This is a genomic window from Pseudomonas sp. LBUM1668, from assembly GCF_059695715.1.
In genome coordinates this window covers 5,027,927-5,050,895 of record NZ_CP166787.1, presented here as the reverse complement: position 1 = coordinate 5,050,895, position 22,969 = coordinate 5,027,927, and the positions used below count along the sequence as shown (strand labels likewise).

The window sequence follows — 22,969 nt, the reverse complement described above, 5'->3', positions numbered from 1 at the left end:
TTGTTGTGCGACAAGAGGGGAGCTGTACGACTCGTGCAGGAGCTGCCGAAGGCTGCGATCTTTTGATCTTGTTTTTAAGATCAGATCAAAAGACCGCAGCCTTCGGCAGCTCCTACACAGATCGTGTACGCCACCGATTCTGCGATTAGCCCGGTGCCGTGGAACTGTCGATGTTGCAAGCTGTAGGGGCAGGCAAACCGCCCCTTCAGCCTATCACCCGCGGTGACGACCGCGGAAGTAGTTGATCAAGCCCTGGGTAGACGGATCGTCAGCGTTGGTTTCGTCGCTGCCGACCAGGCGGTTGTAAACGCCCTTACCCAATTCCTTGCCCAGTTCCACGCCCCACTGGTCAAAGGCGTTGATGCCCCAGACCACGCTTTGCACAAACACTTTGTGCTCATACATGGCCACCAGCGCGCCGAGACGACGCGGGCTGATGCGTTCGACCACAAGGGTGTTGCTCGGACGGTTGCCCGGGATCACCTTGTGCGGAGCAATTTGGTGCACCTGCTCCTCGCTCATGCCCTTGTCGCGCAATTCGGCTTCGGCTTCCGGCAGGGTCTTGCCGAGCATCAGCGCCTGGCTCTGCGACAGGCAGTTGGCGTACAGCCACTGATGGTGGTCGGACACCGGGTTGAAGCTGACGATTGGCACGATGAAGTCGGCCGGGATCAGTTGGCTGCCTTGGTGCAACAGCTGGTGGTAGGCGTGCTGACCGTTGCAGCCGACGCCGCCCCAGATCACCGGGCCGGTATCAGTCGAGACCGGAGTACCGTCCTGACGCACGCTCTTGCCGTTGGACTCCATGTCCAGTTGCTGCAAGTGCTTGGTGATGTTGCGCAGGTAGTGGTCGTACGGCAGAATCGCGTGGCTTTGCGCGCCCCAGAAGTTGCCGTACCACACGCCGAGCAGCGCCAGCAGCACTGGCATGTTCTGTTCGAACGGCGCGGTCTGGAAATGCTGGTCCATGGTGTAGGCACCGGACAGCAGTTCCTTGAAGTTGGACATGCCGATGGCCAGGGCAATCGGCAAACCGATGGCCGACCACAGCGAGTAACGGCCGCCAACCCAGTCCCACATCGGGAAGATGTTTTCTTCACGAATGCCGAACGCCACGGCAGCGGCGTTGTTGCTCGAGACAGCGATGAAGTGACGATACAGCTCGGCTTCCGAACCGCCTTGAGCCAGATACCAGGCGCGTGCGGCCTGAGCGTTCTTCAGGGTTTCGAGGGTGTTGAACGACTTCGACGAAACGATGAACAGCGTGGTTTCGGCGCGCAGCTTTTGCGTCAGTTCATGGAACTCGCTGCCGTCGATGTTCGCCAGATAGTGGCAACGCACGCCTTTTTGCGCGTAGGACAGCAAGGCTTCGGACACCAGCTCAGGGCCGAGGAACGAACCACCGATGCCGATGTTGACCACGTCAGTGATCGGCTTCTCGGTGTAACCACGCCACAGACCGTCGTGGATGCGGCCGACCAGATCGGTGATCTGGTTCAGCACCTTGTGCACTTCCGGCATCACGTTGACGCCGTTGACCGACAGCTTGTCGCCGACCGGACGGCGCAGGGCGGTGTGCAGCGCAGGGCGCTGTTCGGACGTATTGACGATTTCGCCGTCGAACAGCGCTTTGATCGCGCCCTTCAGATCGACTTCATTGGCCAGGCTCACCAGCAGATCGCGGGTCTGGGCGTTGATCAAATTCTTCGAATAATCGAGAAACAGCCCGCAGCTGCTGAGGGTGAACTGATTGAAGCGCTGCGGATCGGCGTTAAAGGCTTCGCGCATGCTGAAATCCTGCATGGCTTGGCGGTGATCTTTCAACGCTTGCCAGGCGGGCAGAGCGGTAACGTCTTGAGGATTGAGGTAATACGCCATCGCTGCGGTTTTCCTTTTTACTTGAACGGCCTTTTGAACACTGAACAGGCCTGCACGCCATGTTTGGGCGTGGGCCAACTGCGTTGTCACGGTTTCTGGACACAGGGCGAATACAGTAAACCTCGCGCTGCAATCTGTCTTGACTTTGTCTGACCCGATCCCTGTACTTTTTTAACATCAGTAATGGGATTTGGCCGACAAAAGGGGAGGGAGGGGTATACCCGAAGTATTCAAGAGCGGCAACAAACCTTGAAATGCAATCTTCACAACGCCGGAAAACACTGTAGGAGTGAGCCTGCTCGCGATAGCGCACTGACGTTCAACAATGATGCTGAATGTCAGGTACTCATCGCGAGCAGGCTCACTCCTACAGGGGGGGCGGTGTTTTCAGACAGGACTATCGAGATTCAGGTGCAGGTTATCGATCAATCGCGTAGTACCGAGGAACGCCGCCACCAGAATCACCAGATCACGGTCTTCAGCCGCGGCCGGACGCAAGGTCACGGCGTGGCGGATTTCCAGATAGTCCGGGCGCAGGCCAGCGGCTTCGAGCTGGCGCAGTTGCGCGCTGATCAGTGCCGGGAAATCCCGTTCACCTTGCTGAATCGACTCGGCAATCGTGCTCAGGGTGCGATAGACCACTGGGGCTACGGCGCGTTGTTCTTCGCTGAGGAAACCGTTGCGTGACGACAGTGCCAGGCCATCGTCAGCGCGGACTGTCGGTTCACCGATGATCTGGATTGGCATGTTCAGGTCATGCACCAGCGCGCGGATCACCGCCAGTTGCTGGAAATCCTTCTGACCGAAAATCGCCAGATCCGGCTGGACCATGTTGAACAGTTTGCTGACCACCGTCGCCACACCTTCGAAATGCCCCGGACGGCTGGCGCCGCACAGACCTTCGGAAAGTTGCGGCACGCTGACCCGGGTTTGCCCGGCCATGCCATCGGGGTACATCTCTTCGACGGTCGGCGCGAACAGCAGCGAGCAACCGGCTTCCAGCAGTTTTTCCTGATCCGCCGCGAGGGTACGCGGGTATTTGTCGAGGTCTTCGCCGGCGCCGAATTGCAGCGGGTTGACGAAAATGCTCGCGACCACGAAATCCACGCGTTGCGTGGCTTTGGTCACCAGCGCAACGTGGCCGCTGTGCAGGTTGCCCATGGTCGGCACGAAGCCGATGCGCTTGCCTTCGCTGCGGGCGCGGGCTACAGCAGCGCGCAGTTCGCGTACGGTTTTGACGGTGTTCATGCAGAGAATCCGTGTTCGATGCCAGGGAACGTGACGGCTTTGACTTCGCTGACGTAGGCCTTGAGGGCCGAATCGATACTGTCCTGACCGTGCATGAAGTTTTTCACGAACTTGGGTACGCGGCCGGAGATCGACAGACCGAGCATGTCGTGCAGCACCAGGACCTGACCATCGGTAGCGCTGCCAGCGCCGATTCCGATGACCGGAATCTTCACTGCCTGACTGATTTCGGCAGCCAGTTCACTCGGTACGCATTCGAGCAGCAGCATCGCCGCACCAGCCTGTTCCAGCGAGATTGCGTCTGCACGCATCTGCCGCGCCTGGTTTTCGTTGCGGCCCTGCACTTTATAGCCACCGAGAATGTTCACCGCTTGCGGCGTCAGGCCCATGTGCGCGCAGACCGGGATACCGCGTTCGGCAAGCAGACGGATCGACTCGGCCAGCCACAGTGCACCTTCGACCTTGATCATGTGCGCGCCGGCCTGCATCAGCATGGCGGCGTTGGTCATGGTTTGCTCAAGCGTGGCGTAGGCCATGAACGGCAGGTCGGCCATGATCAGGGCATCGCGATTGCCGCGTTTGACGCAGGCAGTGTGATAGGCCATTTCTGCGGTGGTCACCGGCAGGGTGCTGTCGTGACCTTGCAGAACCATGCCGAGTGAGTCGCCCACCAGCAACACTTCGACACCGGCCTCGTTGCAGGCGTGGGCGAAAGTCGCGTCATAGCAGGTCAGCATGGTGATCTTTTCACCTTTCTGCTTGAGGCTCTGGAGCGTGGTCAGGGTGATGGCTGGCATGTAAAAAATCCTCGTTCAGGCGCTCTGGAAACTACTGCGAGTAACGCGCGTGATTCTTTATCTACTCAGGCGCACGGTCTTTTGTCGTGCTTATAAGGCCTGGATTGCGCCCGTATGTGCCGGGTTGGCGGCAGCGGGACGCCTATAGTCGTGAGGAGCCAAGCGGAAGTCAATTGCGTGTGTTACCGCGTTGTTACGAGGGGAGTGTTACCGGCGTTACTGATGCGATTCAGCGGCGCGGCGGGGCTGATTCGCGGAGTTTTTGTCCGACAAAAATAGCGATGCCGCACGCTATCCATGTAGGAGCTGCCGAAGGCTGCGATCTTTTGATCCTTGGGGTTTTAATAACAAGAGCAAGATCAAAAGATCGCAGCCTGCGGCAGCTCCTACAGGGGGATTTGCTTCAGGCTTGGGGGAGGCGTTCGAGGCCGACGAAGGGGCAGGCTGCCAGCAGATCGGCGAGGCTGCGGCCATCGGCAAGGCGCAAATCGGCAGGAGCCAGTTCAGCCATCGGATACAGGACGAACGCGCGTTCCTGAATCTGGTAATGCGGGACTTTCAGTCTTGGTTCGTCGATCAGGCGATCACCGAACAGCAGAATATCCAGATCCAGCGTGCGCGGACCCCAGCGCTCAAGGCGTTCGCGGCCCTGATCGTTTTCGATGGCTTGCAGGGCGTCGAGCAGATCCAGCGGAGCTAACGTGCTGTCGAGCGCGGCGACCGCGTTGGTGTAACGCGGTTGGCCCGGCAGCAGCGAGTCGCTTTGATAGAACGCGGAAACGCCGACGAGTGCGGTCTGCGGCAACTGCCCCAGCGCGTCGACCGCGCTGCGCAATTGTTCGGCAGGGTCAGCGAGGTTGCTGCCCATACCGATGTAGATGCGTTCCATGCCTTACTCGCCCGTGGCGTTCGGCGCACCGGCGCGCTTGCGCTTGGAACCGCCGCTGCGACGACGTTTGCGCGGCGCACCGCTGGCGTCATCACCTTTGCCACTGAGGTCGCGGATCATGTCGCGACGTTCGCTGTCGTTGGCATCCTGATAGTCAGTCCACCATTCGCCCAGGCCGTCGGTCTGCTCACCGGCGCTTTCACGCAACAACAGGAAGTCGTAACCGGCGCGGAAGCGTGGGTTGTCGAGCAACAAATCGGCACGCTTGCCGCTACGCCGTGGCAGGCGTTCCTGCATGTCCCAGATTTCGCGGATCGGCATGGTGAAGCGCTTTGGAATCGCAATGCGCTGACACTGTTCGGCGATCAGCTCGTGCGCGGCTTCCTGCATCGCCGGAATCGGCGGCATGCCACGCTCTTGCAGACGCAAAACGCGGGCCGGCAGGGCGGGCCACAGCATCGCGGCAAACAGGAACGCCGGGGTCACCGGTTTGTTCTGCTTGATGCGCAGGTCGGTATTGGTCAGCGCTTCGCTGATCAATGTGTGGGTGTAATCCGGGTTGTGATCCAGCGCGTCGGCACTGGCCGGGAACAGCGGGGCGAACAGTTGCAGATCGACCAGCATCTCGAAGGTGATCGCACCGTGCCCGGAGAGGAACAGCTTGAGTACTTCTTCGAACAGGCGCGCCGAAGGAATCTCGCGCAGCATCGGCGCCAGTTCGCGGATCGGCTGAACGGTGTGTTTTTCGATGCCGAAATTGAGCTTGGCGGCGAAACGCACGGCCCGCAGCATGCGTACCGGGTCTTCCTGGTAACGCTGCTTTGGATCGCCAATCAGGCGGATCAGGTGATTGCGAATGTCGTGCACGCCGTTGGCGTAATCGAGAATGCGCTCGCTGACCGGATCGTAATACAGGGCATTGATGGTGAAGTCGCGGCGTTGCGCGTCTTCTTCCAGGGTGCCGTAGACGTTGTCGCGCAGAATCCGCCCGCTTTCGTTACGCGAAGACTGGTTACTGTCTTCGTCGTCTTCGTTTACGGGGTGATTGGCGCGGAAGGTCGCGACTTCAATGATTTCGCGACCGAAATGGATATGCACCAGTTTGAAGCGACGGCCGATGATCCGCGCATTGCGGAATTCGGCACGGACTTGCTCGGGCGTGGCGCTGGTGGCGACGTCGAAATCCTTGGGTGTGATACCCAAAAGCATGTCACGCACGCAACCGCCGACCAGATAGGCCTGGTAACCGGCGCCCTGCAAGCGTTCGACAATGTTGACCGCGTAGCGGCTGAATTGCGTTTTCTGCAGCGAATGTTGACCGCTGTTGAGCACTTCAGGGGTGCTACGGATGTGTTGCGTACGACGCACGGGAGTTCGGAATGACTGGAACAACTTCTTCAGCATGGGATGCACTGTTTGAAGGAATGTTCGGCCATACCAAAGAATGACCGCATGATGGGCGCAGATTCTAGCATTTAGTCAGGGGATGGTGTAGGAGACAGCCGATTTGCCGTGCAAGTCGCGGGCTACAGGCTTCTGACGCTATGAAAACGGGGATTTTTACAGAAGGGAGAAACTACAAGGGGAGCCGAAGCTCCCCAAGAAAGTAGTTGCGTGCTCTTTTTATTGTTGATTCGGGCTTCTTGTTTTTGTTGAGTGCCCTCGCCATGAAGCTTTTCCTTCATGACCCTCCCAATCGGGAGCCAAGAGCAAACGGATTGCTTTGGTCGCTGAATTGCAGTGATCTCTCGATCCAACCAGTACAGGCTCTGTCTTAGGACAGTTTTTGTTGTTCTCGGCCTGGTCGTGGGGCAAGCCCCAAATACAACGCCTCTCCAAAAGAATCAGTTAGCTGCGCCTCTCGCCGTCTTGTTTTTATTGTGCGTGAGTCGATTCGTCTTATTTTTATTGTCTTGTGCATTGCTTGTTATTGTTCTTGTACCAAACATATAGCAGGGGGCGTGCCAACTTTTGCGAGGCCCAATAAAACAAGGGGTTAGGTCGATATAACCGTTTTGTCGGGACGAAAAAAAGCCGGGGTTTCGTTACCGATAACCCCGGCTTCTGTTACGTGAATGGACTGAGGTAACAGTTTTTTCACATCTTTAAACGTTACCCGCACACTCGACAGGTAACGTTCAGCTCTCGCTGGCGACCCCGGTCTTGCGCCGTGGAATGCCCAGACGCTGACGACGTTCCCACAGGCATTTACGGCTGACGCCCAGTTTGCGCGCCAGTTCGGTCTCGGTCATGTGGTCTTGATGCTCGAGGACGAAGTGCTGGAAGTAGTCCTCCAGCGACAGGTCTTCGGTCGGTTCGTGGCTGCTGTTGCTGGCGTTACCGCCCGTTTGCGGTGGCAGGCCGATGAACTCGTCGTCTTCCAGATCGCTCAGCTCGATGTCGATGCCCAGCAGCTCCGCGGAAATTTCCGGACTCTCGCTGAGAATCACAGCGCGCTCGACAGCATTTTCCAACTCACGCACGTTACCCGGCCAGGAATAGTGACGGATGGCCTGTTCGGCATCCGCGGCGAATGTCAGGTCAGTGCGGTTGATGCGCGCACTCTGGCGGGCGAGGAAGGCGCTGGCGATCTCGTTGACGTCAGCACCGCGCTCGCGCAAGGCCGGCAGTTTCAACGCGATCACGTGGAGGCGGTAATAAAGGTCTTCGCGGAACTGGCCGATTTTCGCCAGGCTCTTGAGGTCCCGGTGAGTGGCCGCGATCAGGCGCACATCGACCTTCTGCGACTGCACCGAACCCACCCGGCGAATTTCGCCTTCCTGCAACACACGCAGCAAGCGGGCCTGGGCTTCGAGTGGCAATTCACCGATCTCGTCGAGGAACAGCGTGCCACCGTCCGCCGCTTCGACCAGCCCGGCGCGCCCGGCGCTGGCGCCAGTGAACGCACCTTTCTCGTGGCCGAACAGTTCGGACTCGATCAGGCTTTCCGGGATGGCCGCACAGTTCACCGAGATCATCGGCGCCTTGGCGCGTTTCGACAGATTGTGCAGCGCACGCGCCACCAGCTCTTTGCCGGTGCCGGACTCGCCCTGGATCAACACATTGGAGTCGGTCGGGGCGACTTTGCGGATCTTGCTGTACAGGTCCTGCATCGGCGGGCACGAACCGATGATGCCAATTTCGCCATTGCTGTTGTCGACGGCGGATTTGCCGCTGCCATTGGCGGTTTTGGCGGTAACGGTCTCCCCGGCGGCAGGCGCCGATTGACGGTCACGCAAAATTCGCGCGACAGCCTGAAGCATTTCATCGTGGTCGAAAGGCTTGGCAATGTAGTCCACCGCGCCCATCTTCATCGAATCCACCGCCGAGCGCAGGCTGGCGTAACTGGTCATGATCAGCACCGGCGTGCCTTGGCCAAGCTTGATCAGCTCGGTGCCAGGGGCGCCCGGCAAACGCAGATCGCTGACGATCAGATCGAACGTAGGAATGGTGAAGCGTTCTTGTGCTTCCTGCACTGAACCGGCTTCGCTCACCTGGTACTGGTTACGTTCCAGCAGGCGGCGCAAGGCGGAGCGGATAATTGTTTCGTCTTCGACGATCAAAATGTGCGGCATTGATTCGATACTCTCGACGGTCTCAGTTCACAGCGGACGTCGCTTCGACATGACGCGGTAAGGTCACCCGGATACGGGTGCCGCGTTGGCTTTGTACATCAGCCGGGCTGTCGATGGTGATTTGTCCATAATGCTCTTCAACGATGGAATAGACCAGTGCAAGGCCCAGACCGGTGCCTTCGCCAGGGTCCTTGGTGGTGAAGAAGGGTTCGAACAATCGGTCCATGATGTTCTTCGGAATACCGCTGCCTTCGTCCTCCACGATCAGATCGACCGTGTGTTCGCCGGCTTCACTCTTGACCCGCACCGCGCTGTGCGGCGGCGATGCGTCGCGGGCGTTGGAGAGCAGATTGATCAGCACCTGGGCGAGCCGCTGCGGATCGCCTTCGACCCAATGATCGGGATCGCACAGGTTGTAGAACTGCACTTCGAAATTGCGTCGGTTCAACGCCAGCAGCCCGATGGCATCCTGCGCGACTTCGGCCAGACAGACGGGCTCGTCACTGTGCTGATGGCTGCCAGCGTGGGCGAAGCTCATCAGCGACTGGACGATGCGTGACACGCGTTTGGTCTGTTCGAGAATCTGCCCGCTGATTTCGGTCAGTTCGCTATCGTCTTCGCGTTCTTCGCGCAGGTTCTGCGCCAGACAGGCGATGCCGGTGATCGGATTGCCGATTTCATGGGCCACCCCCGCAGCAAGGCGACCGATGCTGGCCAGGCGCTCGGAGTGCACCAGTTTGTCTTCGAGCATCTGGGTTTCGGTGAGGTCTTCGACCAGCAGCACCAGACCGCTGTTACCGGGGGCCAGCGGCTCGTCAATCGCTGCCTTGTGCAGGTTGAGCCAGCGCGTCTGGCCGTCGAGGGCCAGGTGTTGTTTGTGCAAGTGCTCATCGGGCAAGTTGATAAAGCCTTGCAACAATTCTTTCCACGGATCGCCGATGGTGCTCAGGCGCGAGCCGACCACGCGTTGCGCAGCGATCCCGGTGAGTTCTTCCATGGCCTTGTTCCACATCAGGATCTCCTGATCCTTGGCCAGCGAGCAGACGCCCATCGGCAGTTCCTGCAAGGTCTGGCGGTGGTAGCGGCGCAGGGCATCGAGTTCAGCGGCTAAACCGGTGAGCCGCGAGTGGTAATCCTCGAGACGGCTTTCGATGAAGTGAATGTCTTCGGTGACGTAGTTTTCGCCGCCGGCCTTGTACGGCAGGAAGGTTTCGACCATGTCCTGAGCGACGCTTGGGCCCATCAGACCGGAGAGGTTGGCTTCGATACGGTCGCGCAAACGGCGCAAGGCGTACGGGCGGCGTTCATCGAACGGCAGATAAAGATCACGCAGCGCCTGTTCGACTTCTTTCTGCGCAGCCTTGGCACCCAGCGGTTTAGCCAGTTGTGTGGCGAATTCCTGTGGCGAGGCGGCGTGCAGTTCGCGGCGTTGCGGGCGGCGCACATTGTCCACCGCGCAAGCTTCGGCAGCGGACGCCTCTTCCGGGCTGGCGTTGGTGAACAGCGAGATCAAAGTGAACATCAGCACGTTGGCGGCCAGCGAGGCGATCGCCGCCATGTGCCAACTGGTGTCGTCCAGCACGTAAATCATGTTCAGCAGCGGAATGTAGAAACCTTGCAGATTGCCGACCAGCGGCAGGAGCATGGTCGCCACCCACACCAGAATCCCCGCCAGCAAACCGGCAATAAAACCGCGACGATTGGCGGTCGGCCAGTACAGCACCGACAACACGCCCGGCAGGAATTGCAACGTGGCTACAAAAGCGACGATGCCCAGATTGGCCAGATCCTGACCGGCGCCGAGCATCAGATAAAAGCCGAAACCGGCCATGATGATCGCGACAATCAGCGCCCGGCGAGTCCACTTCAGCCAGCGATAGATATTGCCTTCGGCGGGCGGCTGGTAAAGCGGCAGCACCAGGTGGTTAAGCGCCATGCCCGACAGTGCCAGAGTGGTGACGATGATCAGGCCACTGGCCGCCGACAAACCGCCGACATAGGCGAGCAATGCCAGCGGCTTGCTGTTGGCGGCAATGCCGATGCCGAGGGTGAAGTATTCCGGGTCGGTAGTGGCGCCGAGCTTGAGGCCGGCCCACAAAATCAGCGGCACTGCCAGGCTCATCAGCAGCAGGAATAGCGGCAAACCCCAGCTTGCGCTGACCAATGAGCGCGGGTTGAGGTTTTCGGTGAAGGTCATGTGATACATGTGCGGCATCACGATTGCCGAAGCGAAAAACACCAGCAGCAGCGTGCGCCACGGGCCTTCCTGCAACGGCGTGTGCAGCGCGGCGAGGGCGGTCTGGTTTTGCAGCAGCCACAGCTCAAGCTGTTGCGGACCGTCGAATACGCCGTACAGCGCATACAGGCCAACGCCGCCGAGGGCGATCAGTTTGATCACCGATTCAAAGGCAATCGCGAACACCAGCCCTTCGTGCTTCTCGCGCGTCGCGATATGTCGGGAGCCGAAGAAAATCGTGAACAGAATGATCAGCGCACAGAACGCCAGCGCCACGCGGCTCTGAATCGGCTCGCCGGTGAGGATGCCAATGGAATCGGCTACCGCTTGAATCTGCAACGCCAGCAGCGGCAGCACGCCGATCAGCATGAAAATCGTGGTCAGCGCCCCGGCCCAAGTGCTGCGGAAGCGGAAGGCAAACAGATCCGCCAGCGACGACAGTTGATAAGTGCGGGTGATTTTCAGAATCGGATAGAGCAGCACCGGCGCCAGCAGAAATGCGCCGGACACCCCGAGATAACTGGACAGAAAGCCATAGCCGTACTGATAGGCCAGTCCCACCGTGCCGTAGAACGCCCAGGCACTGGCGTAAACCCCCAGCGACAGCGTGTAAGTCAGCGGATGGCGAATGATCGCCCGTGGAATCATTCCACGCTCACTGATCCAGGCCACGCCAAACAGTGCGGCCAGGTAGGCGGCGCTGATTAGCAGCATCTGGGTCAGGCTAAAGCTCATCGGCATCTTTTTGGCTCTGCAGGATGAAGGTCACGACAATCAGGATCAGCCAAAGCAGATAGGGGCGATACCAGGCGCCCGTAGCGTCGATCCACCAATCCATGATGGCGGGCGAAAACAGATAAATCCCCACGACCAAAAGCAGGACCAAGCGATAGATGTACATCCCGGCCTCTCTTTTTTATGCGCGTGCCCGAAAACGTGCGGCGATGGTAACGGATGGCTGCGCGACTGCAAGTGTCGTCATAGCAGTTGCGCTTCGGGCAGGGTCAGTGTGCGCTGGATCCTGGTGGCATCCCAGTGCGCGCTGCCCCACTTCAGCAGTTCCTGCGGCGTAGCGTGTTCGAGTTCCGCGCCGGGATTTTGTCCCAACGCACGCAAGGCTCGTAGCAGCAGCGGCGTGGCTTGATCCGCCTCGAGCGGCGGCGAGCGGTAGGACTTGCCGAGTTTGTTGCCGTCCGGTTGGGTGATCAACGGCAGGTGCAGGTAGCGCGGCTGACGCAAGCCCAGCAGTTCTTGCAGATAGAGCTGGCGCGGCGTGGAGTCGAGCAGATCGGCGCCACGGACGATATCGGTGATGCCTTGCCAGGCATCGTCGAGCACCACGGCAAGTTGGTAGGCATAGAGGCCGTCGCGACGGCGAATCACAAAGTCGCCGACATCGCGGCCCAGATGCTGGCGATATTCGCCCTGCACCCGATCGATGAAGTGATATTCCAGCTCCGGCACGCGCAGGCGGATCGCCGCGTCTTGCTGGTCGTGGCCCGCGTTGCGGCACAACCCCGGATAAATCCCGTGATAAGGCTCCAGTTGTTTGCGCGAGCAAGTGCAGGCGTAGGCCAGGCCATGATTGAACAGGCTGTTGAGCACTTGGGCATAAGCGTCATGTCGATCGCTCTGGCGCACCATGTCGCCATCCCATTCAAAGCCATAGCTTTCCAGGGCCTTGAGGATCGCTACCTGTGCGCCGGGCTCTTCGCGCGGCGGGTCGAGATCCTCCATACGCACCAGCCAGCGGCCGCCGACCGAACGCGCGTCGAGATACGAGGCGAGGGCAGCGACCAGCGAGCCGAAGTGCAAGTGGCCACTGGGTGTCGGGGCGAAGCGGCCGATGTAGGCGGGAGGAGTCTTGGCAGTCATGGCGGCGATGTTACTTTCCGGGGGTGTACACAACACCTTGTAGGAGTGAGCCTGCTCGCGATCGCGGTCTGGCATTCAACATCGTAATTGACTGACCCACCGCTATCGCGAGCAGGCTCACTCTTACAAGGGGCAAACGGCAGAAACAAAAACGGAGCGTTCGCACGCTCCGTTTTTCGTTCAGGTCGATATTACTTGCCGACCTGCTTTTCCTTGATTTCAGCCAGGTTCTTACAGTCGACGCACATGTCGGCGGTAGGACGGGCCTCGAGGCGCTTGACGCCGATCTCGATGCCGCAGGATTCGCACCAGCCGTAATCTTCGTTCTGGATCAGATCAAGCGTCTTGTCGATCTTCTTGATCAGCTTGCGCTCGCGATCGCGGGCGCGCAGCTCCAGGGCGAATTCTTCTTCCTGGCTGGCACGGTCGGCCGGGTCAGGGAAGTTGGCCGCTTCGTCTTTCATATGGTCGACGGTACGGTCGACTTCCTGCATCAAGTCCTGTTTCCACTTGTTCAGGATCTTGGTGAAGTGGGCACGCATTGGAGCGCCCATATACTCTTCGTCTTTGGCCTGAACATAAGGTTCGAAACCGCTGACGGTCGGATTAGCCTGTTGCTTTGCTTGGGTGGGCATGAAATGGACCGCCTCTACTCTTGTAATCCATTGCGCAGGATTGCTCCATCACCGACACCTGCCGGCCCTGCGGCTGCAAGCGGGCGAACTTACCAGATCAATTCGGCCCGCGCTACTCCCGGATGTCGAGGCTGCGGCCGACGGTGCCTGGAAATGTTTGCCAAGCCATGTCTGGCGGTGTTGAAGACCTGTTCAATCACTGATTTTAGTCAATCCTGGAGCGTACGTTCGTATCGTTACAGTCCAGCGTTCTTGTGGCTGTGACCGCTACGGGTTCTCGCTCGTTCCGGCAGATGGGTAGAATCGTTTCTTTTCCCCCGTCGAAGGAAGGCCAATGGCTCAGCCCTACAGTGCGCGCAGTCGTGCGATCGAACCGTTCCATGTGATGGCGCTGCTGGCGCGGGCCAATGAATTGCAGGCCGCGGGCCACGACGTGATCCACCTGGAAATCGGCGAGCCGGACTTCACCACGGCCGAGCCGATCATCCAGGCGGGACACGCAGCACTGACGGCGGGCAAGACGCGCTACACCGCCGCGCGCGGTATTCCAGAGTTGCGCGAAGCGATTTCCGGTTTTTATCAGTTGCGTTACGGCTTGAACATTGACCCGCGCCGCATCCTGATCACGCCGGGAGGCTCCGGGGCGCTCCTGCTGGCCAGTGCCCTGCTGGTCGATCCCGGTAAACACTGGTTGCTGGCGGACCCGGGTTACCCGTGCAATCGGCACTTCCTGCGCTTGGTCGAAGGCGCGGCGCAGCTTGTTCCGGTAGGGCCGGAGGTGCGTTACCAACTGACTCCGGATCTGGTCGAGCGGCACTGGGATCACGACAGCGTTGGCGCACTGGTCGCGTCGCCCGCCAACCCGACCGGGACGATCCTGACCCGCGATGAACTCGCCGGGTTATCCACAGCCATCAAGGCGCGGCACGGGCATCTGGTGGTGGATGAGATCTATCACGGGCTGACTTACGGCACCGACGCGGCCAGCGTTCTGGAAGTTGATGACAGCGCTTTCGTGCTCAACAGTTTCTCCAAATATTTCGGCATGACTGGATGGCGTCTTGGCTGGCTGGTCGCACCGGATGCGGCGGTCAGTGAATTGGAAAAACTCGCGCAGAACCTCTACATCAGCGCACCGAGCATGGCCCAGTACGCGGCGCTGGCGTGTTTCGAGCCGAATACCATCGCGATTCTTGAGGAGCGCCGAGCCGAATTCGGCCGACGTCGAGATTTCCTGCTGCCGGCATTACGCGAGTTGGGTTTCAACATCGCGGTAGAACCGGAAGGCGCGTTTTATCTCTACGCGGATATCAGCAAGTTCGGCGGCGATGCCTTCGCGTTCTGCCGTCATTTCCTCGAAACCGAGCACGTTGCGTTCACGCCGGGTCTCGACTTTGGCCGTTATCAGGCCAGTCACCATGTGCGATTTGCCTACACGCAAAACCTCCCTCGCTTACAGGAAGCGGTGGAGCGGATTGCCCGTGGCTTGAAGAGCTGGCAAGCCTGATGCGTTTTTATCCTCTTCTGGAAGAGGCGCGACTGATCCGTCGATATAAGCGTTTTCTCACCGATATCGAGACCGTTAACGGCGAGTTGCTGACTATTCACTGCCCGAACACCGGTTCGATGCTCAATTGTCAGGTCGAGGGTGGGCAGGTCTGGTTTAGCCGCTCCAACGACCCGAAACGCAAACTGCCCGGCACTTGGGAAATCGGTGAGACCCCGCAGGGACGGTTGTTCTGCGTGAACACCGCACGCGCCAATGGATTGGTTGAAGAGGCGTTGCAGGCTGGCGTCATTACCGAGTTGAACGGCTTTACCGCGTTGAAGCGCGAAGTGGCTTACGGACAGGAAAAAAGCCGCATTGATTTCCGCCTCGAATACCCGAGCGGCCCAGCTTATGTCGAAGTGAAAAGCGTCACGCTGGGTTTCGATGGCACGAACGTGGCGGCGTTTCCCGATGCGGTGACCCAGCGTGGCGCCAAGCATTTACGTGAGTTGGCGCACCTGGCGCGGGACGGGATTCGTGCAGTGCAGCTGTATTGCGTGAATCTCAGCGGGATTGAAGCGGTGCGTCCGGCCGAAGAAATCGATTCGGCCTACGCCGAGGCGTTGCGTGAAGCGGTCGCCTGCGGAGTTGAGGTTTTGGCTTACGGCGTTCGCTTGAGCCATGAAGAAATGGTGATCGACCGCCGCCTCGACGTGCTGCTCAACGGTTAAACATCTATCCACAGGCCTTGCGCATCTTCGCGGCAGGGTATGGCCGTCAGCGATTGCCCGGCACACGGCCCGGAAACGCATTCACCGTCCTCGATCAGAAACAGTGCACCGTGAGTGGCGCACTGGATCAGGCTGTTGCTCTGATCGAGAAACTGATCGGGATGCCATTCCAGCCCTACACCGCGGTGCGGGCAGCGGTTGAGGTAGACATACGCCTGACCGTTGCGACGCACGGCAAACAGTTTTTGCCCATCGACATCAAAACCGCGACTGCCGGCCTCGGCCAGATCGGTGCCGGCGCAGAGAAACTTCATGGCTATCCTCTAGTGTCGTGTCGGGATATGTCCGAGCTTGACGTTTAAATGCAAACAATTATCAAATGGCGGCCTTCACCCGAAGGCGCCGGCCAGATGCCGAGGATACTTGGCCTGACATCCTGACGCCCGGGAAAACCTTGTTCAAGGAAGCTGTGTATGCGCCTGAGTACCCGCGTTGCTGTGCTGTGTGTCGGACTTCTGGTCAGTCACCAGGCTGCAGCGGCTGATTTGCCGCAACGTTGGGTCAGTGCCGGCGGTGCGCTGTCGGAATGGGTCAGTGCGCTGGGTGGCGAGTCGAAACTGGTCGGCGTCGATACTACCAGTCAGCATCCGCAAGCCTTGAAGGCCCTGCCGAGCATCGGCTATCAGCGCAGTCTGTCTGCGGAAGGCATCCTCAGCTTGCGTCCGGACATTCTGATCGGTACCGAGGAAATGGGCCCGCCACCAGTGCTGGCGCAGGTGAAAGCGGCCAACGTTCGAGTGGAATTGTTCTCGGCCCAACCGGATCTGCCGACACTGGAAAAAAACGTCACCCATCTGGGCCAGCTACTTGGAGCGGAAAAACAGGCCACGCAACTGCTGCAGAGTTATCAACAGCAACTCGACGCGCAAAAAACGCGGGTGACTGACGCGCAATCCAGACAAAAGGCGCCGGGCGTGCTGCTGTTGCTCGGGCATGCCGGTGGCAAGCCGCTGATTGCTGGCAAGGACACTGCCGCTGACTGGCTGCTGGAACAGGCAGGCGGGCGTAATCTCGCCACCCACACCGGGTACAAGCCGTTTTCTGTGGAATCCCTCGCCAGCCTCGATCCAGAAGTGTTGGTGTTTTCCGACCGAGCGTTAACCGGTGAAGCGGCCAAGGTTGCGTTGTTCAAGGAAAATCCGATTCTCAACGCCAGCCGCGCGGCCAAGGCCGGACGGGTGCTGGAGCTCGATCCGACCTTGTTGGTCGGTGGGCTCGGACCACGGTTGCCAGCAGCGCTGAAAACCCTGTCTGACGGTTTTTACCCGGCCAAGAGCGGCCAATGACCACACTGGTAAAACCTCGCAGCCTGTTCATTGGCCTGACACTTCTGTGTTTGCTGGCGATCTGGTTGTCGTTGGCGTTGGGGCCGGTCAGCTTGCCGCTCTTCGATACCCTGCGTGCGGCGTTGCGCATGATCGGCGTACCGCTGGCACCGGAAGGTCTGGAGCAGGCTGAGCTGATTCTCGGGCAGATTCGGCTGCCGCGAACCTTGCTCGGGCTCGCGGTCGGCGGCGTGCTGGCGTTGTCGGGTGTGGCAATGCAAGGGTTGTTTCGCAACCCGTTGGCAGATCCGGGGCTGGTTGGCGTTTCCAGTGGCGCGGCGCTGGGGGCGGCGGTTGCGATTGTCGGCGGCTCGTTTTTTGGCGGCTTGCCGGAATGGTTCGGGCCTTATCTGTTGTCGGCGTGCGCGTTTCTTGGTGGGCTCGGTGTTACGGCACTGGTTTATCGGCTCGGTCGGCGCAATGGGCAAACCAATGTCGCGACCATGTTGCTGGCGGGGATCGCGCTGACGGCACTCGCCGGTTCGGCGGTTGGCCTGTTCACTTATCTGGCAGACGACGCGACCCTGCGCACACTGACGTTCTGGAATCTCGGCAGCCTCAATGGCGCCAGTTATGCGCGGCTGTGGCCATTGCTGATCATCAGTGCCGGTGTGGCGTTGTGGTTGCCGCGTCGGGCGAAAGCACTGAACGCCTTGTTACTGGGTGAATCCGAAGCCGGGCATTTGGGCATCGATGTCGAACGGCTCAAGCGGGAATTGGTGTTCTGTACGGCGCTGGGTGTCGGCGCGGCAGTGGCGGCGGCGGGAATGATCGGGTTTGTCGGGCTGGTGGTGCCACATCTGGTGCGATTGCTGGCAGGGCCGGATCACCGGGTCTTGCTGCCGGCCTCGGTGTTGGCCGGGGCGAGCCTGTTGTTGCTGGCTGATCTGGTGGCTCGACTGGCCCTGGCGCCGGCGGAATTGCCGATCGGTATCGTCACGGCGTTTATCGGTGCACCGTTCTTTCTATATCTGCTGCTGCGAGGGCGTGCCTGATGTTGCGTGCGCACAATCTGCACATCCTCCGTGGTCGTAAAAACGTGCTCAGCGGTATCACCCTTGAGCTTGAACCGGGTGAAGTACTCGGTGTGCTCGGCCCGAATGGCGCCGGTAAAAGCACCTTGCTCGGCGCTTTGTGCGGTGAATTGACGGCCAGTGAGGGAGAAGTCTTGCTTGACGCGCACGTGTTGAGCCATTGGACCGGCACCCAACGCGCGCAACGCCTGGCCGTGTTACCGCAGGTGTCGACGCTGGATTTTGCCTTTCGCGTCGAAGAAGTGGTCGGCATGGGGCGTTTGCCTTATCAAAGTGGCCGGGTGCGCGATGACGAGATTGTCGCCGCGGCACTGGCGGCCGCAGACGCCGGGCATCTGAGCGGTCGCAGTTATCTGGCGTTGTCCGGTGGCGAACGGCAGCGCGTGCATCTGGCGCGGGTGCTCGCGCAACTCTGGCCGGGGCAGGCGGGGCAAACGCTATTGCTGGATGAGCCGACCTCGATGCTCGACCCGCTGCATCAACACACCACACTGCAAGCGGTGCGCGAGTTTGCCGATCGTGGCGCCGCCGTGCTGGTGATCCTGCATGATCTGAATCTGGCAGCACGTTATTGTGATCGCGTGTTGCTGCTTGAAGGCGGGCGTCCGGTAGCACTGGATACGCCGCAACAGGTATTGCAACCGGATACGCTCAAAGCCGTGTTCGGCCTTGAGGTATTGGTGCAGCCGCACCCGGAGCGTGGGCATCCGCTGATCATCGCCCGCTGACTTTCTTATCAAGGTGATCGCATGCGTGGGATGTGGCTGTTGGCTGTGTTGTTGCTCGCCGGGTGTCAGCATGTTGCTGCGCCGCCGCCTATCGGTGGTCAGATTCGTGATCTGCACAGCGGTCAGGCGCTGACCGCGCAGCAATTGCTGGCACGCCTCGCTGAACCTGATCGGGTGATCGTCGGTGAGCAGCATGACAACGCCGACCATCACGCTGCGCAGTTATGGCTTTTACAGTCGCTTGGCGAACTACGGCCGCAGGGCAGCCTGCTGCTGGAAATGCTCACGCCGGATCAACAGGCCAAAGTTACTGCGGTTCGCCAGTCCGCGTCGCCTCCCTCTGACCTTCCCGGCGCATTGGCCTGGCAGGAGGGTTGGGACTGGAATCTCTACGGACCAATTGTCCGCTTCGCCCTCACGCAACCGTACCCGCTGCTGGCCGCCAACCTGGATAACGGCGAAATCCGTGCCTTCTATCGCAATGCGCCCGTTTTGAGCGGCGAACGCAGCAATGCTGAAGCAGTGAAAACAACTTTGCTGGGGCAGATCGGCGATTCTCACTGTGGTCTGCTGCCAGATTCACAGATGCCGGCGATGCTGGCGGTTCAGCAGCAACGGGATCGACGCATGGCAGAGCGTTTGCTCTCGGCGCCGACTCCGTCCTTGCTGTTGGCCGGCGGCTGGCATGTGCGCAAGGATGTCGGGGTGCCGCTGCACGTCGTGGATGTGGGCGAGCCCCGAGCACCGACGGTGCTGATGCTGGCAGAGCAGGGCGATGAGGTAACTCAGGCGATGGCCGATTACGTCTGGTACACCCCCGCCACGCCGAAGCGCGATTATTGTGAAGAGATGCGTAAACAGTTCGGCAAATGACTTTTCCACAGGCAAAAAAAGACCCGGTAAAAACCGGGTCAAATAACCGTGATTAGCCTGATGAGGAGATAATCTGAGAGTCCGAACCAAGGGCTTTTCAGAATATCGACTGATCTCGCGACCAGTTGTGATAATCATAGCGATTCTCATTACCAAGTCAATCGCTGATTCTGCATTTATTTGATTTAGTCTCTGCAATGGCCGGAATGCCCCGTAAATAAAGGGTTGGAGCTACCCTTTGTCAGTCGTCAGTTGGGCGATCTGTTTGTTCAGTTGGCCGATGCGCCGCGCCATGCTCTCGATCAGGCTGTGGGCGATCTTCGGATTGCTGCGAGTCATGCTCAAAAATTGATCACCGGGAATCAGCATGACTGTGCAAGGTTCTCGGGTTACCACCGTAGCGTTGCGCGGCTCCCCGGTGAACAGCGCCATGGCGCCGAAGATCTCGTCCTTGGGAACCTCACCGACCTTGTGTCCATCGACAAAGGCTTCGGCATGCCCGTCGATGATCACGAACACGTGATCGGCGGGGTCGCCCTGGTGAATCAGGGTTTCCCCGGCCTCGACCCGTTTGAAACCGTTGGTACTGCGAAACTCCCGCGGTTTCAGTTCGGCCACGGCGTGGGCGAGGAGGGCCATTTGTCCCAGCAGATACTCGAGAAATCGCTCCGCACGGCTGGCGTCCGCCAATAAATGCTGGAAAACGTCACTGCGCCGATAAGGCAGCAAACGTAACGGCCCGTCACTGCGCAAGCGGCAATCGGCCCAGGCGTCACTCTGCTGGAGGCCGATCAAGTCGCCTTCCTGCCAATAGAACAGCGCGCGCGAACCGATGAAACCGTTGACCACCCCTTCTGCCAGTAGAAACACTTGATCGCCGGGCAACTGCGCCGACAGGTCATCAGTCGCTTCCAGCTCAATTGCCGGCCCGCACGATAAAAGGCCTTCCAGCCCCTGTGCAGGCAGACTCTGCAAACGGTTGATCAATGCGTCGGCCAATGCCGATTGTTCCCCAAGCAGGTACATGGCAGTCAGCGCCCGTTCAGTTTTTGTGGCGTGTGGAAATGGCTTCGAGCTGCTTGTTCAGGGCGTCCTTGCGTTCGGCGGGGATGTCGTTCCAGTGCACATCCATCAACGCTCCTTCGATCGCATACAGCAACACCTTCGATGCGCGAAACCCGCGGGTTCGCACGGCCCTGTAGGCGTCCACCGCGCCCAGGCGACGCAAGTCCGAGGCGCTGTGAATGCCCACGGCATGCAGCCATTGCGCCGACGTCTTGCCAAGATTCTTCAGGTGTTGCAGTTCATCATTCATCAAGCCTCCTTGCGACGGCCGAATGGTGCGTGGGCGAGCTTCTCAGGAGTGTAGCCATCAGTAGGAAAAGCGTGGTTGTTTGGTCGGATTCAACGCAAACGCTTCTAAGAAAGGGGGCTAGAACGGCCTGCGAGCGCAGAAAAGAGGGGGGAACACACATATCAATGTAGGAGTGAGCCTGCTCGCGATAGCGGACTGGCAGGCACACATGTGTTGAAAGTTAAACCGCTATCGCGAGCAGGCTCACTCCTACAGGGATGGTGTTGTATCAGGGAATAATGAAGCAATCAGCGAGTGCGATAACGCAGGCGTGTGCCGAAATTCATCGACATCAGAATCTCGTCAGCGCTCAGTTCCGGCGGGAAGTACGCCCCGGAAATTTGCGCGTGGGCCAGGCTGGCGCCTTCAAGCGACGCTTTGCGGAAATCAATGCCACGCAAATCGGCAGAACGGAAATACGCGTCCCGGAAATCCACGCCATCGGCGTTCAATTCGCGCAAATCGAGACCACGGAAGTCGCCACCGACCATGTCGATCGGGCCGTCTTGTGGGCGCTCCTTGTTGAAACCTGTGATGTCATCTTTGTGCAGCAAGGCGTACAGCGGGGTGTCGAGAAGTTTCGGCTGGCTCATGTCACATCACCTGTTGGTTTTATGACGCCAGTATAGTGCCACTATTTGGCGGCCGTGAAGCGAGCGAGGGCTTCACGGCCGAAATAGTTTCTTACAGGCCTGGAAGGCGTTGACGGATCTGCGCGACGACGGTGTCCAGCGTCCCGGACTCATTGGTCTGAACGCGTTTGCTGCGCAGAATCTCTTCCGGCGTCAGCGCTTCGCGATTGGCCTGTTGCGCTTCGATCACAGCCAACGTGGCGTCGGACGGATCCTGTTTATCGGCCTGACGAATCGACAGCCAGCTCTCGATCACTGCTTGCGGCGCGTTGCAGTCGAGGATCAGGAACGGTGTGCCAGTGGCTTCAGCGATTTTCGCGGCGTTGTCGCGCTGCTCACGCTTGAGGTAAGTCGCGTCGATCACCACCGGGAAACCGGCGTGCAGGATCACTTCAGCAATTTCATGCAGACGCGCGTAGGTCTTGGTGCTGGCGTCGGCGCTATAAATGCCGGCCTGTACATCATTGGCGCCGGTTTGTTCGCCGAACAAACGCTTGCGTTCAACGTCCGAGCGCAGGCGAATGGCACCCAGTGCTTCGACCAGGCGCATGGCCACGTGGCTCTTGCCGACAGCGGAAACGCCGTGGGTAATGGCCATGAAGCGCGAAGGAATGGTGCTGTAGCTTTCCGCCAGGTTGGCGTAGTTGCGGTACTGGCGCAGGGTGGTGGCGCGCTGCACCGGAGTCGCGTCTGCCGGCATGCTGAACAGGGCCACTTTGGCGCGAACCAGTGCGCGGTAGGCTTTATAGAAGTTCAGCACTTCCAGGCCTTGATAGTCGCCGGTCAGTTCCAGGTATTGGCTGATGAAGCGGCGAGCCAGCGACTTCAGGCCGCGGTCTTCCAGGTCCATCGCAAGGAAACCGGTGTCGGCGTAAACGTCGGTGAAGCGGAACGGCTCGTTGAATTCGATGCAGTCGAAGATCACCACTTTGCCGTCGATGACGGTGGCGTTGCCCAAGTGGATGTCACCGTGGCATTCGCGGGTGAAACCGTCGGCCTTGCGCTGAGCCAGCAGAGGCTTGAGGCGTTCGAAGCTGCTTTCGGCCCAGGCTTGCAGAGCGTCGAGTTGCAGCAGGTCGTTCTTGTCACTGAGGAACGGCAGAATCTGTTCGAAGTTCTGGCGGACCGGCGCCATCACGCTGTCCGGGGTGCCGGCGTCGTGTTCGGCCGGGACTTTCGGCGCGGTGAGATGGAAGTGCGCGATCTGCTCGGCCATTTCATCGATGTGTTGGGTGGTCAGCTCGCCGTTGGCTTGCAGGGTGCTGAGCAAACCGGTCTGCGGGAACTGACGCATTTTCAGCACATACTCGATTGCCGGGCCGTCGCCGCCCAGTTGCGGGGTGTCGACGCTGCCCGTCACCGGCAACACTTCCAGATACAAATCGTCGGTCAAACGCTGGTTCAGACGCAGTTCTTCAGCGCAAAAGTGTTCGCGTTGATCGAGGCCGGTGAAGTCGAGGAAGCCGAAATTCACCGGCTTCTTCACTTTATAAGCAAAGGGACCGGTGAGGATCACCCACGAAATATGGGTTTCGATGACCTGGAACCCTTCGACGGGGTGCGGATACAGGGCCGGGTTTTGCAGGGCAGCGATCAGAGACTGGCTCACG

At 59.6% G+C, this 22,969-nt stretch carries 21 protein-coding genes; 6 read left to right on the top strand and 15 right to left on the bottom strand.

The window, feature by feature from the left end:
- Positions 1-213 precede the first annotated feature (213 nt).
- From pgi to dksA, 10 genes are all read right to left on the bottom strand, one after another.
- Positions 214-1,878, bottom strand: a complete 1,665-nt coding sequence (pgi, locus tag ACA061_RS22690) for a glucose-6-phosphate isomerase (protein ID WP_150617385.1) — start codon at positions 1,876-1,878, stop codon at positions 214-216.
- 387 nt (positions 1,879-2,265) lie between these two features.
- Positions 2,266-3,126, bottom strand: a complete 861-nt coding sequence (gene panC, locus ACA061_RS22685; RefSeq protein ID WP_497300082.1) for a pantoate--beta-alanine ligase — start codon at positions 3,124-3,126, stop codon at positions 2,266-2,268.
- Positions 3,123-3,923: a 3-methyl-2-oxobutanoate hydroxymethyltransferase gene (panB, locus tag ACA061_RS22680; RefSeq protein WP_150602232.1), complete on the bottom strand. Its 801-nt coding sequence runs from the start codon at positions 3,921-3,923 to the stop codon at positions 3,123-3,125. Before panB ends, panC begins: the two co-directional genes overlap by 4 nt.
- Positions 3,924-4,326: 403 nt before the next feature.
- Positions 4,327-4,812 carry a 2-amino-4-hydroxy-6-hydroxymethyldihydropteridine diphosphokinase gene (folK, locus tag ACA061_RS22675; protein ID WP_150617387.1) on the bottom strand — a complete coding sequence of 162 codons (486 nt, stop codon included), beginning with the start codon at positions 4,810-4,812 and terminating at the stop codon, positions 4,327-4,329.
- A gap of 3 nt (positions 4,813-4,815) precedes the next feature.
- Positions 4,816-6,216 (bottom strand): polynucleotide adenylyltransferase PcnB, encoded by a 1,401-nt coding sequence (locus ACA061_RS22670; RefSeq protein ID WP_497300081.1) that lies wholly within the window; start codon positions 6,214-6,216, stop codon positions 4,816-4,818.
- Positions 6,217-6,950: 734 nt separating this feature from the next.
- A complete protein-coding gene (locus tag ACA061_RS22665) occupies positions 6,951-8,387 on the bottom strand; it encodes a sigma-54-dependent transcriptional regulator (protein WP_150688187.1) in 1,437 nt (478 codons plus the stop codon).
- 22 nt (positions 8,388-8,409) lie between these two features.
- Positions 8,410-11,364: a sensor histidine kinase gene (locus ACA061_RS22660; RefSeq protein WP_497300080.1), complete on the bottom strand. Its 2,955-nt coding sequence runs from the start codon at positions 11,362-11,364 to the stop codon at positions 8,410-8,412.
- The gene (locus ACA061_RS22655; RefSeq protein WP_003176118.1) at positions 11,348-11,524 is read right to left on the bottom strand and encodes a hypothetical protein; all 177 of its coding nucleotides are present in this window, start codon (positions 11,522-11,524) and stop codon (positions 11,348-11,350) included. Before ACA061_RS22655 ends, ACA061_RS22660 begins: the two co-directional genes overlap by 17 nt.
- Before the next feature lie 77 nt (positions 11,525-11,601).
- On the bottom strand, positions 11,602-12,498 hold the full coding sequence (gene gluQRS / locus ACA061_RS22650) for a tRNA glutamyl-Q(34) synthetase GluQRS (protein ID WP_497301986.1): 897 nt from the start codon (positions 12,496-12,498) through the stop codon (positions 11,602-11,604).
- Positions 12,499-12,689: 191 nt separating this feature from the next.
- The gene (dksA, locus tag ACA061_RS22645; RefSeq protein ID WP_042561095.1) at positions 12,690-13,133 is read right to left on the bottom strand and encodes an RNA polymerase-binding protein DksA; all 444 of its coding nucleotides are present in this window, start codon (positions 13,131-13,133) and stop codon (positions 12,690-12,692) included.
- Between the two features lie 334 nt (positions 13,134-13,467).
- On the opposite strand from dksA, the gene ACA061_RS22640 reads away from it, so the two are divergent.
- Both ACA061_RS22640 and sfsA read left to right on the top strand, forming a co-directional pair.
- The gene (locus ACA061_RS22640) at positions 13,468-14,640 is read left to right on the top strand and encodes a pyridoxal phosphate-dependent aminotransferase (RefSeq protein WP_497300079.1); all 1,173 of its coding nucleotides are present in this window, start codon (positions 13,468-13,470) and stop codon (positions 14,638-14,640) included.
- Positions 14,640-15,353, top strand: coding sequence for a DNA/RNA nuclease SfsA (gene sfsA, locus ACA061_RS22635; RefSeq protein ID WP_497300078.1), 714 nt, complete (start codon positions 14,640-14,642; stop codon positions 15,351-15,353). Before ACA061_RS22640 ends, sfsA begins: the two co-directional genes overlap by 1 nt.
- On the opposite strand, the gene ACA061_RS22630 is transcribed toward sfsA, so the two are convergent.
- The gene (locus ACA061_RS22630) at positions 15,350-15,667 is read right to left on the bottom strand and encodes a Rieske (2Fe-2S) protein (RefSeq protein ID WP_150602237.1); all 318 of its coding nucleotides are present in this window, start codon (positions 15,665-15,667) and stop codon (positions 15,350-15,352) included. The two genes, sfsA and ACA061_RS22630, sit on opposite strands and share 4 nt — an antisense overlap.
- Positions 15,668-15,826: 159 nt before the next feature.
- Between ACA061_RS22630 and ACA061_RS22625 the strand changes: the two genes are divergently transcribed.
- Genes ACA061_RS22625 through ACA061_RS22610 form a run of 4 tightly spaced genes read left to right on the top strand, consistent with a single transcriptional unit; the run spans position 15,827 to position 19,373 of the window.
- Positions 15,827-16,699 (top strand): heme/hemin ABC transporter substrate-binding protein, encoded by an 873-nt coding sequence (locus tag ACA061_RS22625; RefSeq protein WP_497300077.1) that lies wholly within the window; start codon positions 15,827-15,829, stop codon positions 16,697-16,699.
- Positions 16,700-16,749: 50 nt separating this feature from the next.
- Positions 16,750-17,733, top strand: a complete 984-nt coding sequence (locus tag ACA061_RS22620; RefSeq protein WP_191627705.1) for a FecCD family ABC transporter permease — start codon at positions 16,750-16,752, stop codon at positions 17,731-17,733.
- Positions 17,733-18,500, top strand: coding sequence for a heme ABC transporter ATP-binding protein (locus ACA061_RS22615; RefSeq protein ID WP_497300076.1), 768 nt, complete (start codon positions 17,733-17,735; stop codon positions 18,498-18,500). The genes ACA061_RS22620 and ACA061_RS22615 overlap by 1 nt, the downstream gene beginning before the upstream one ends.
- Positions 18,501-18,521: 21 nt before the next feature.
- A complete protein-coding gene (locus tag ACA061_RS22610) occupies positions 18,522-19,373 on the top strand; it encodes a ChaN family lipoprotein (protein WP_210554924.1) in 852 nt (283 codons plus the stop codon).
- Positions 19,374-19,604: 231 nt separating this feature from the next.
- Here ACA061_RS22610 and ACA061_RS22605 read toward each other — a convergent pair whose 3' ends face one another.
- The 4 genes from ACA061_RS22605 to ACA061_RS22590 form a co-directional block, all read right to left on the bottom strand.
- Positions 19,605-20,399 (bottom strand): Crp/Fnr family transcriptional regulator, encoded by a 795-nt coding sequence (locus ACA061_RS22605; RefSeq protein ID WP_497300075.1) that lies wholly within the window; start codon positions 20,397-20,399, stop codon positions 19,605-19,607.
- 16 nt (positions 20,400-20,415) lie between these two features.
- Positions 20,416-20,688: a TfoX/Sxy family protein gene (locus ACA061_RS22600; RefSeq protein ID WP_042561087.1), complete on the bottom strand. Its 273-nt coding sequence runs from the start codon at positions 20,686-20,688 to the stop codon at positions 20,416-20,418.
- A gap of 287 nt (positions 20,689-20,975) precedes the next feature.
- Positions 20,976-21,320 (bottom strand): pentapeptide repeat-containing protein, encoded by a 345-nt coding sequence (locus ACA061_RS22595; protein ID WP_077574553.1) that lies wholly within the window; start codon positions 21,318-21,320, stop codon positions 20,976-20,978.
- A 91-nt stretch (positions 21,321-21,411) separates the two neighbouring features.
- Positions 21,412-22,968: a bifunctional aminoglycoside phosphotransferase/ATP-binding protein gene (locus tag ACA061_RS22590; protein WP_497300074.1), complete on the bottom strand. Its 1,557-nt coding sequence runs from the start codon at positions 22,966-22,968 to the stop codon at positions 21,412-21,414.
- Position 22,969: the final 1 nt, after the last annotated feature.

Coding starts and splice junctions, on each gene's coding strand:
- ACA061_RS22595 (WP_077574553.1), bottom strand. CDS start 21,320: ATGAGCCAGCCGAAACTTCTCGACACCCCGCTGTACGCCTTGCTGCAC.
- ACA061_RS22665 (WP_150688187.1), bottom strand. CDS start 8,387: ATGCCGCACATTTTGATCGTCGAAGACGAAACAATTATCCGCTCCGCC.
- ACA061_RS22600 (WP_042561087.1), bottom strand. CDS start 20,688: ATGAATGATGAACTGCAACACCTGAAGAATCTTGGCAAGACGTCGGCG.
- ACA061_RS22615 (WP_497300076.1), top strand. CDS start 17,733: ATGTTGCGTGCGCACAATCTGCACATCCTCCGTGGTCGTAAAAACGTG.
- pgi (WP_150617385.1), bottom strand. CDS start 1,878: ATGGCGTATTACCTCAATCCTCAAGACGTTACCGCTCTGCCCGCCTGG.
- ACA061_RS22640 (WP_497300079.1), top strand. CDS start 13,468: ATGGCTCAGCCCTACAGTGCGCGCAGTCGTGCGATCGAACCGTTCCAT.
- ACA061_RS22670 (WP_497300081.1), bottom strand. CDS start 6,216: ATGCTGAAGAAGTTGTTCCAGTCATTCCGAACTCCCGTGCGTCGTACG.
- ACA061_RS22655 (WP_003176118.1), bottom strand. CDS start 11,524: ATGTACATCTATCGCTTGGTCCTGCTTTTGGTCGTGGGGATTTATCTG.
- panC (WP_497300082.1), bottom strand. CDS start 3,126: ATGAACACCGTCAAAACCGTACGCGAACTGCGCGCTGCTGTAGCCCGC.
- ACA061_RS22660 (WP_497300080.1), bottom strand. CDS start 11,364: ATGCCGATGAGCTTTAGCCTGACCCAGATGCTGCTAATCAGCGCCGCC.
- ACA061_RS22630 (WP_150602237.1), bottom strand. CDS start 15,667: ATGAAGTTTCTCTGCGCCGGCACCGATCTGGCCGAGGCCGGCAGTCGC.
- folK (WP_150617387.1), bottom strand. CDS start 4,812: ATGGAACGCATCTACATCGGTATGGGCAGCAACCTCGCTGACCCTGCC.
- panB (WP_150602232.1), bottom strand. CDS start 3,923: ATGCCAGCCATCACCCTGACCACGCTCCAGAGCCTCAAGCAGAAAGGT.
- ACA061_RS22625 (WP_497300077.1), top strand. CDS start 15,827: ATGCGCCTGAGTACCCGCGTTGCTGTGCTGTGTGTCGGACTTCTGGTC.
- ACA061_RS22610 (WP_210554924.1), top strand. CDS start 18,522: ATGCGTGGGATGTGGCTGTTGGCTGTGTTGTTGCTCGCCGGGTGTCAG.
- sfsA (WP_497300078.1), top strand. CDS start 14,640: ATGCGTTTTTATCCTCTTCTGGAAGAGGCGCGACTGATCCGTCGATAT.
- gluQRS (WP_497301986.1), bottom strand. CDS start 12,498: ATGACTGCCAAGACTCCTCCCGCCTACATCGGCCGCTTCGCCCCGACA.
- dksA (WP_042561095.1), bottom strand. CDS start 13,133: ATGCCCACCCAAGCAAAGCAACAGGCTAATCCGACCGTCAGCGGTTTC.
- ACA061_RS22605 (WP_497300075.1), bottom strand. CDS start 20,399: ATGTACCTGCTTGGGGAACAATCGGCATTGGCCGACGCATTGATCAAC.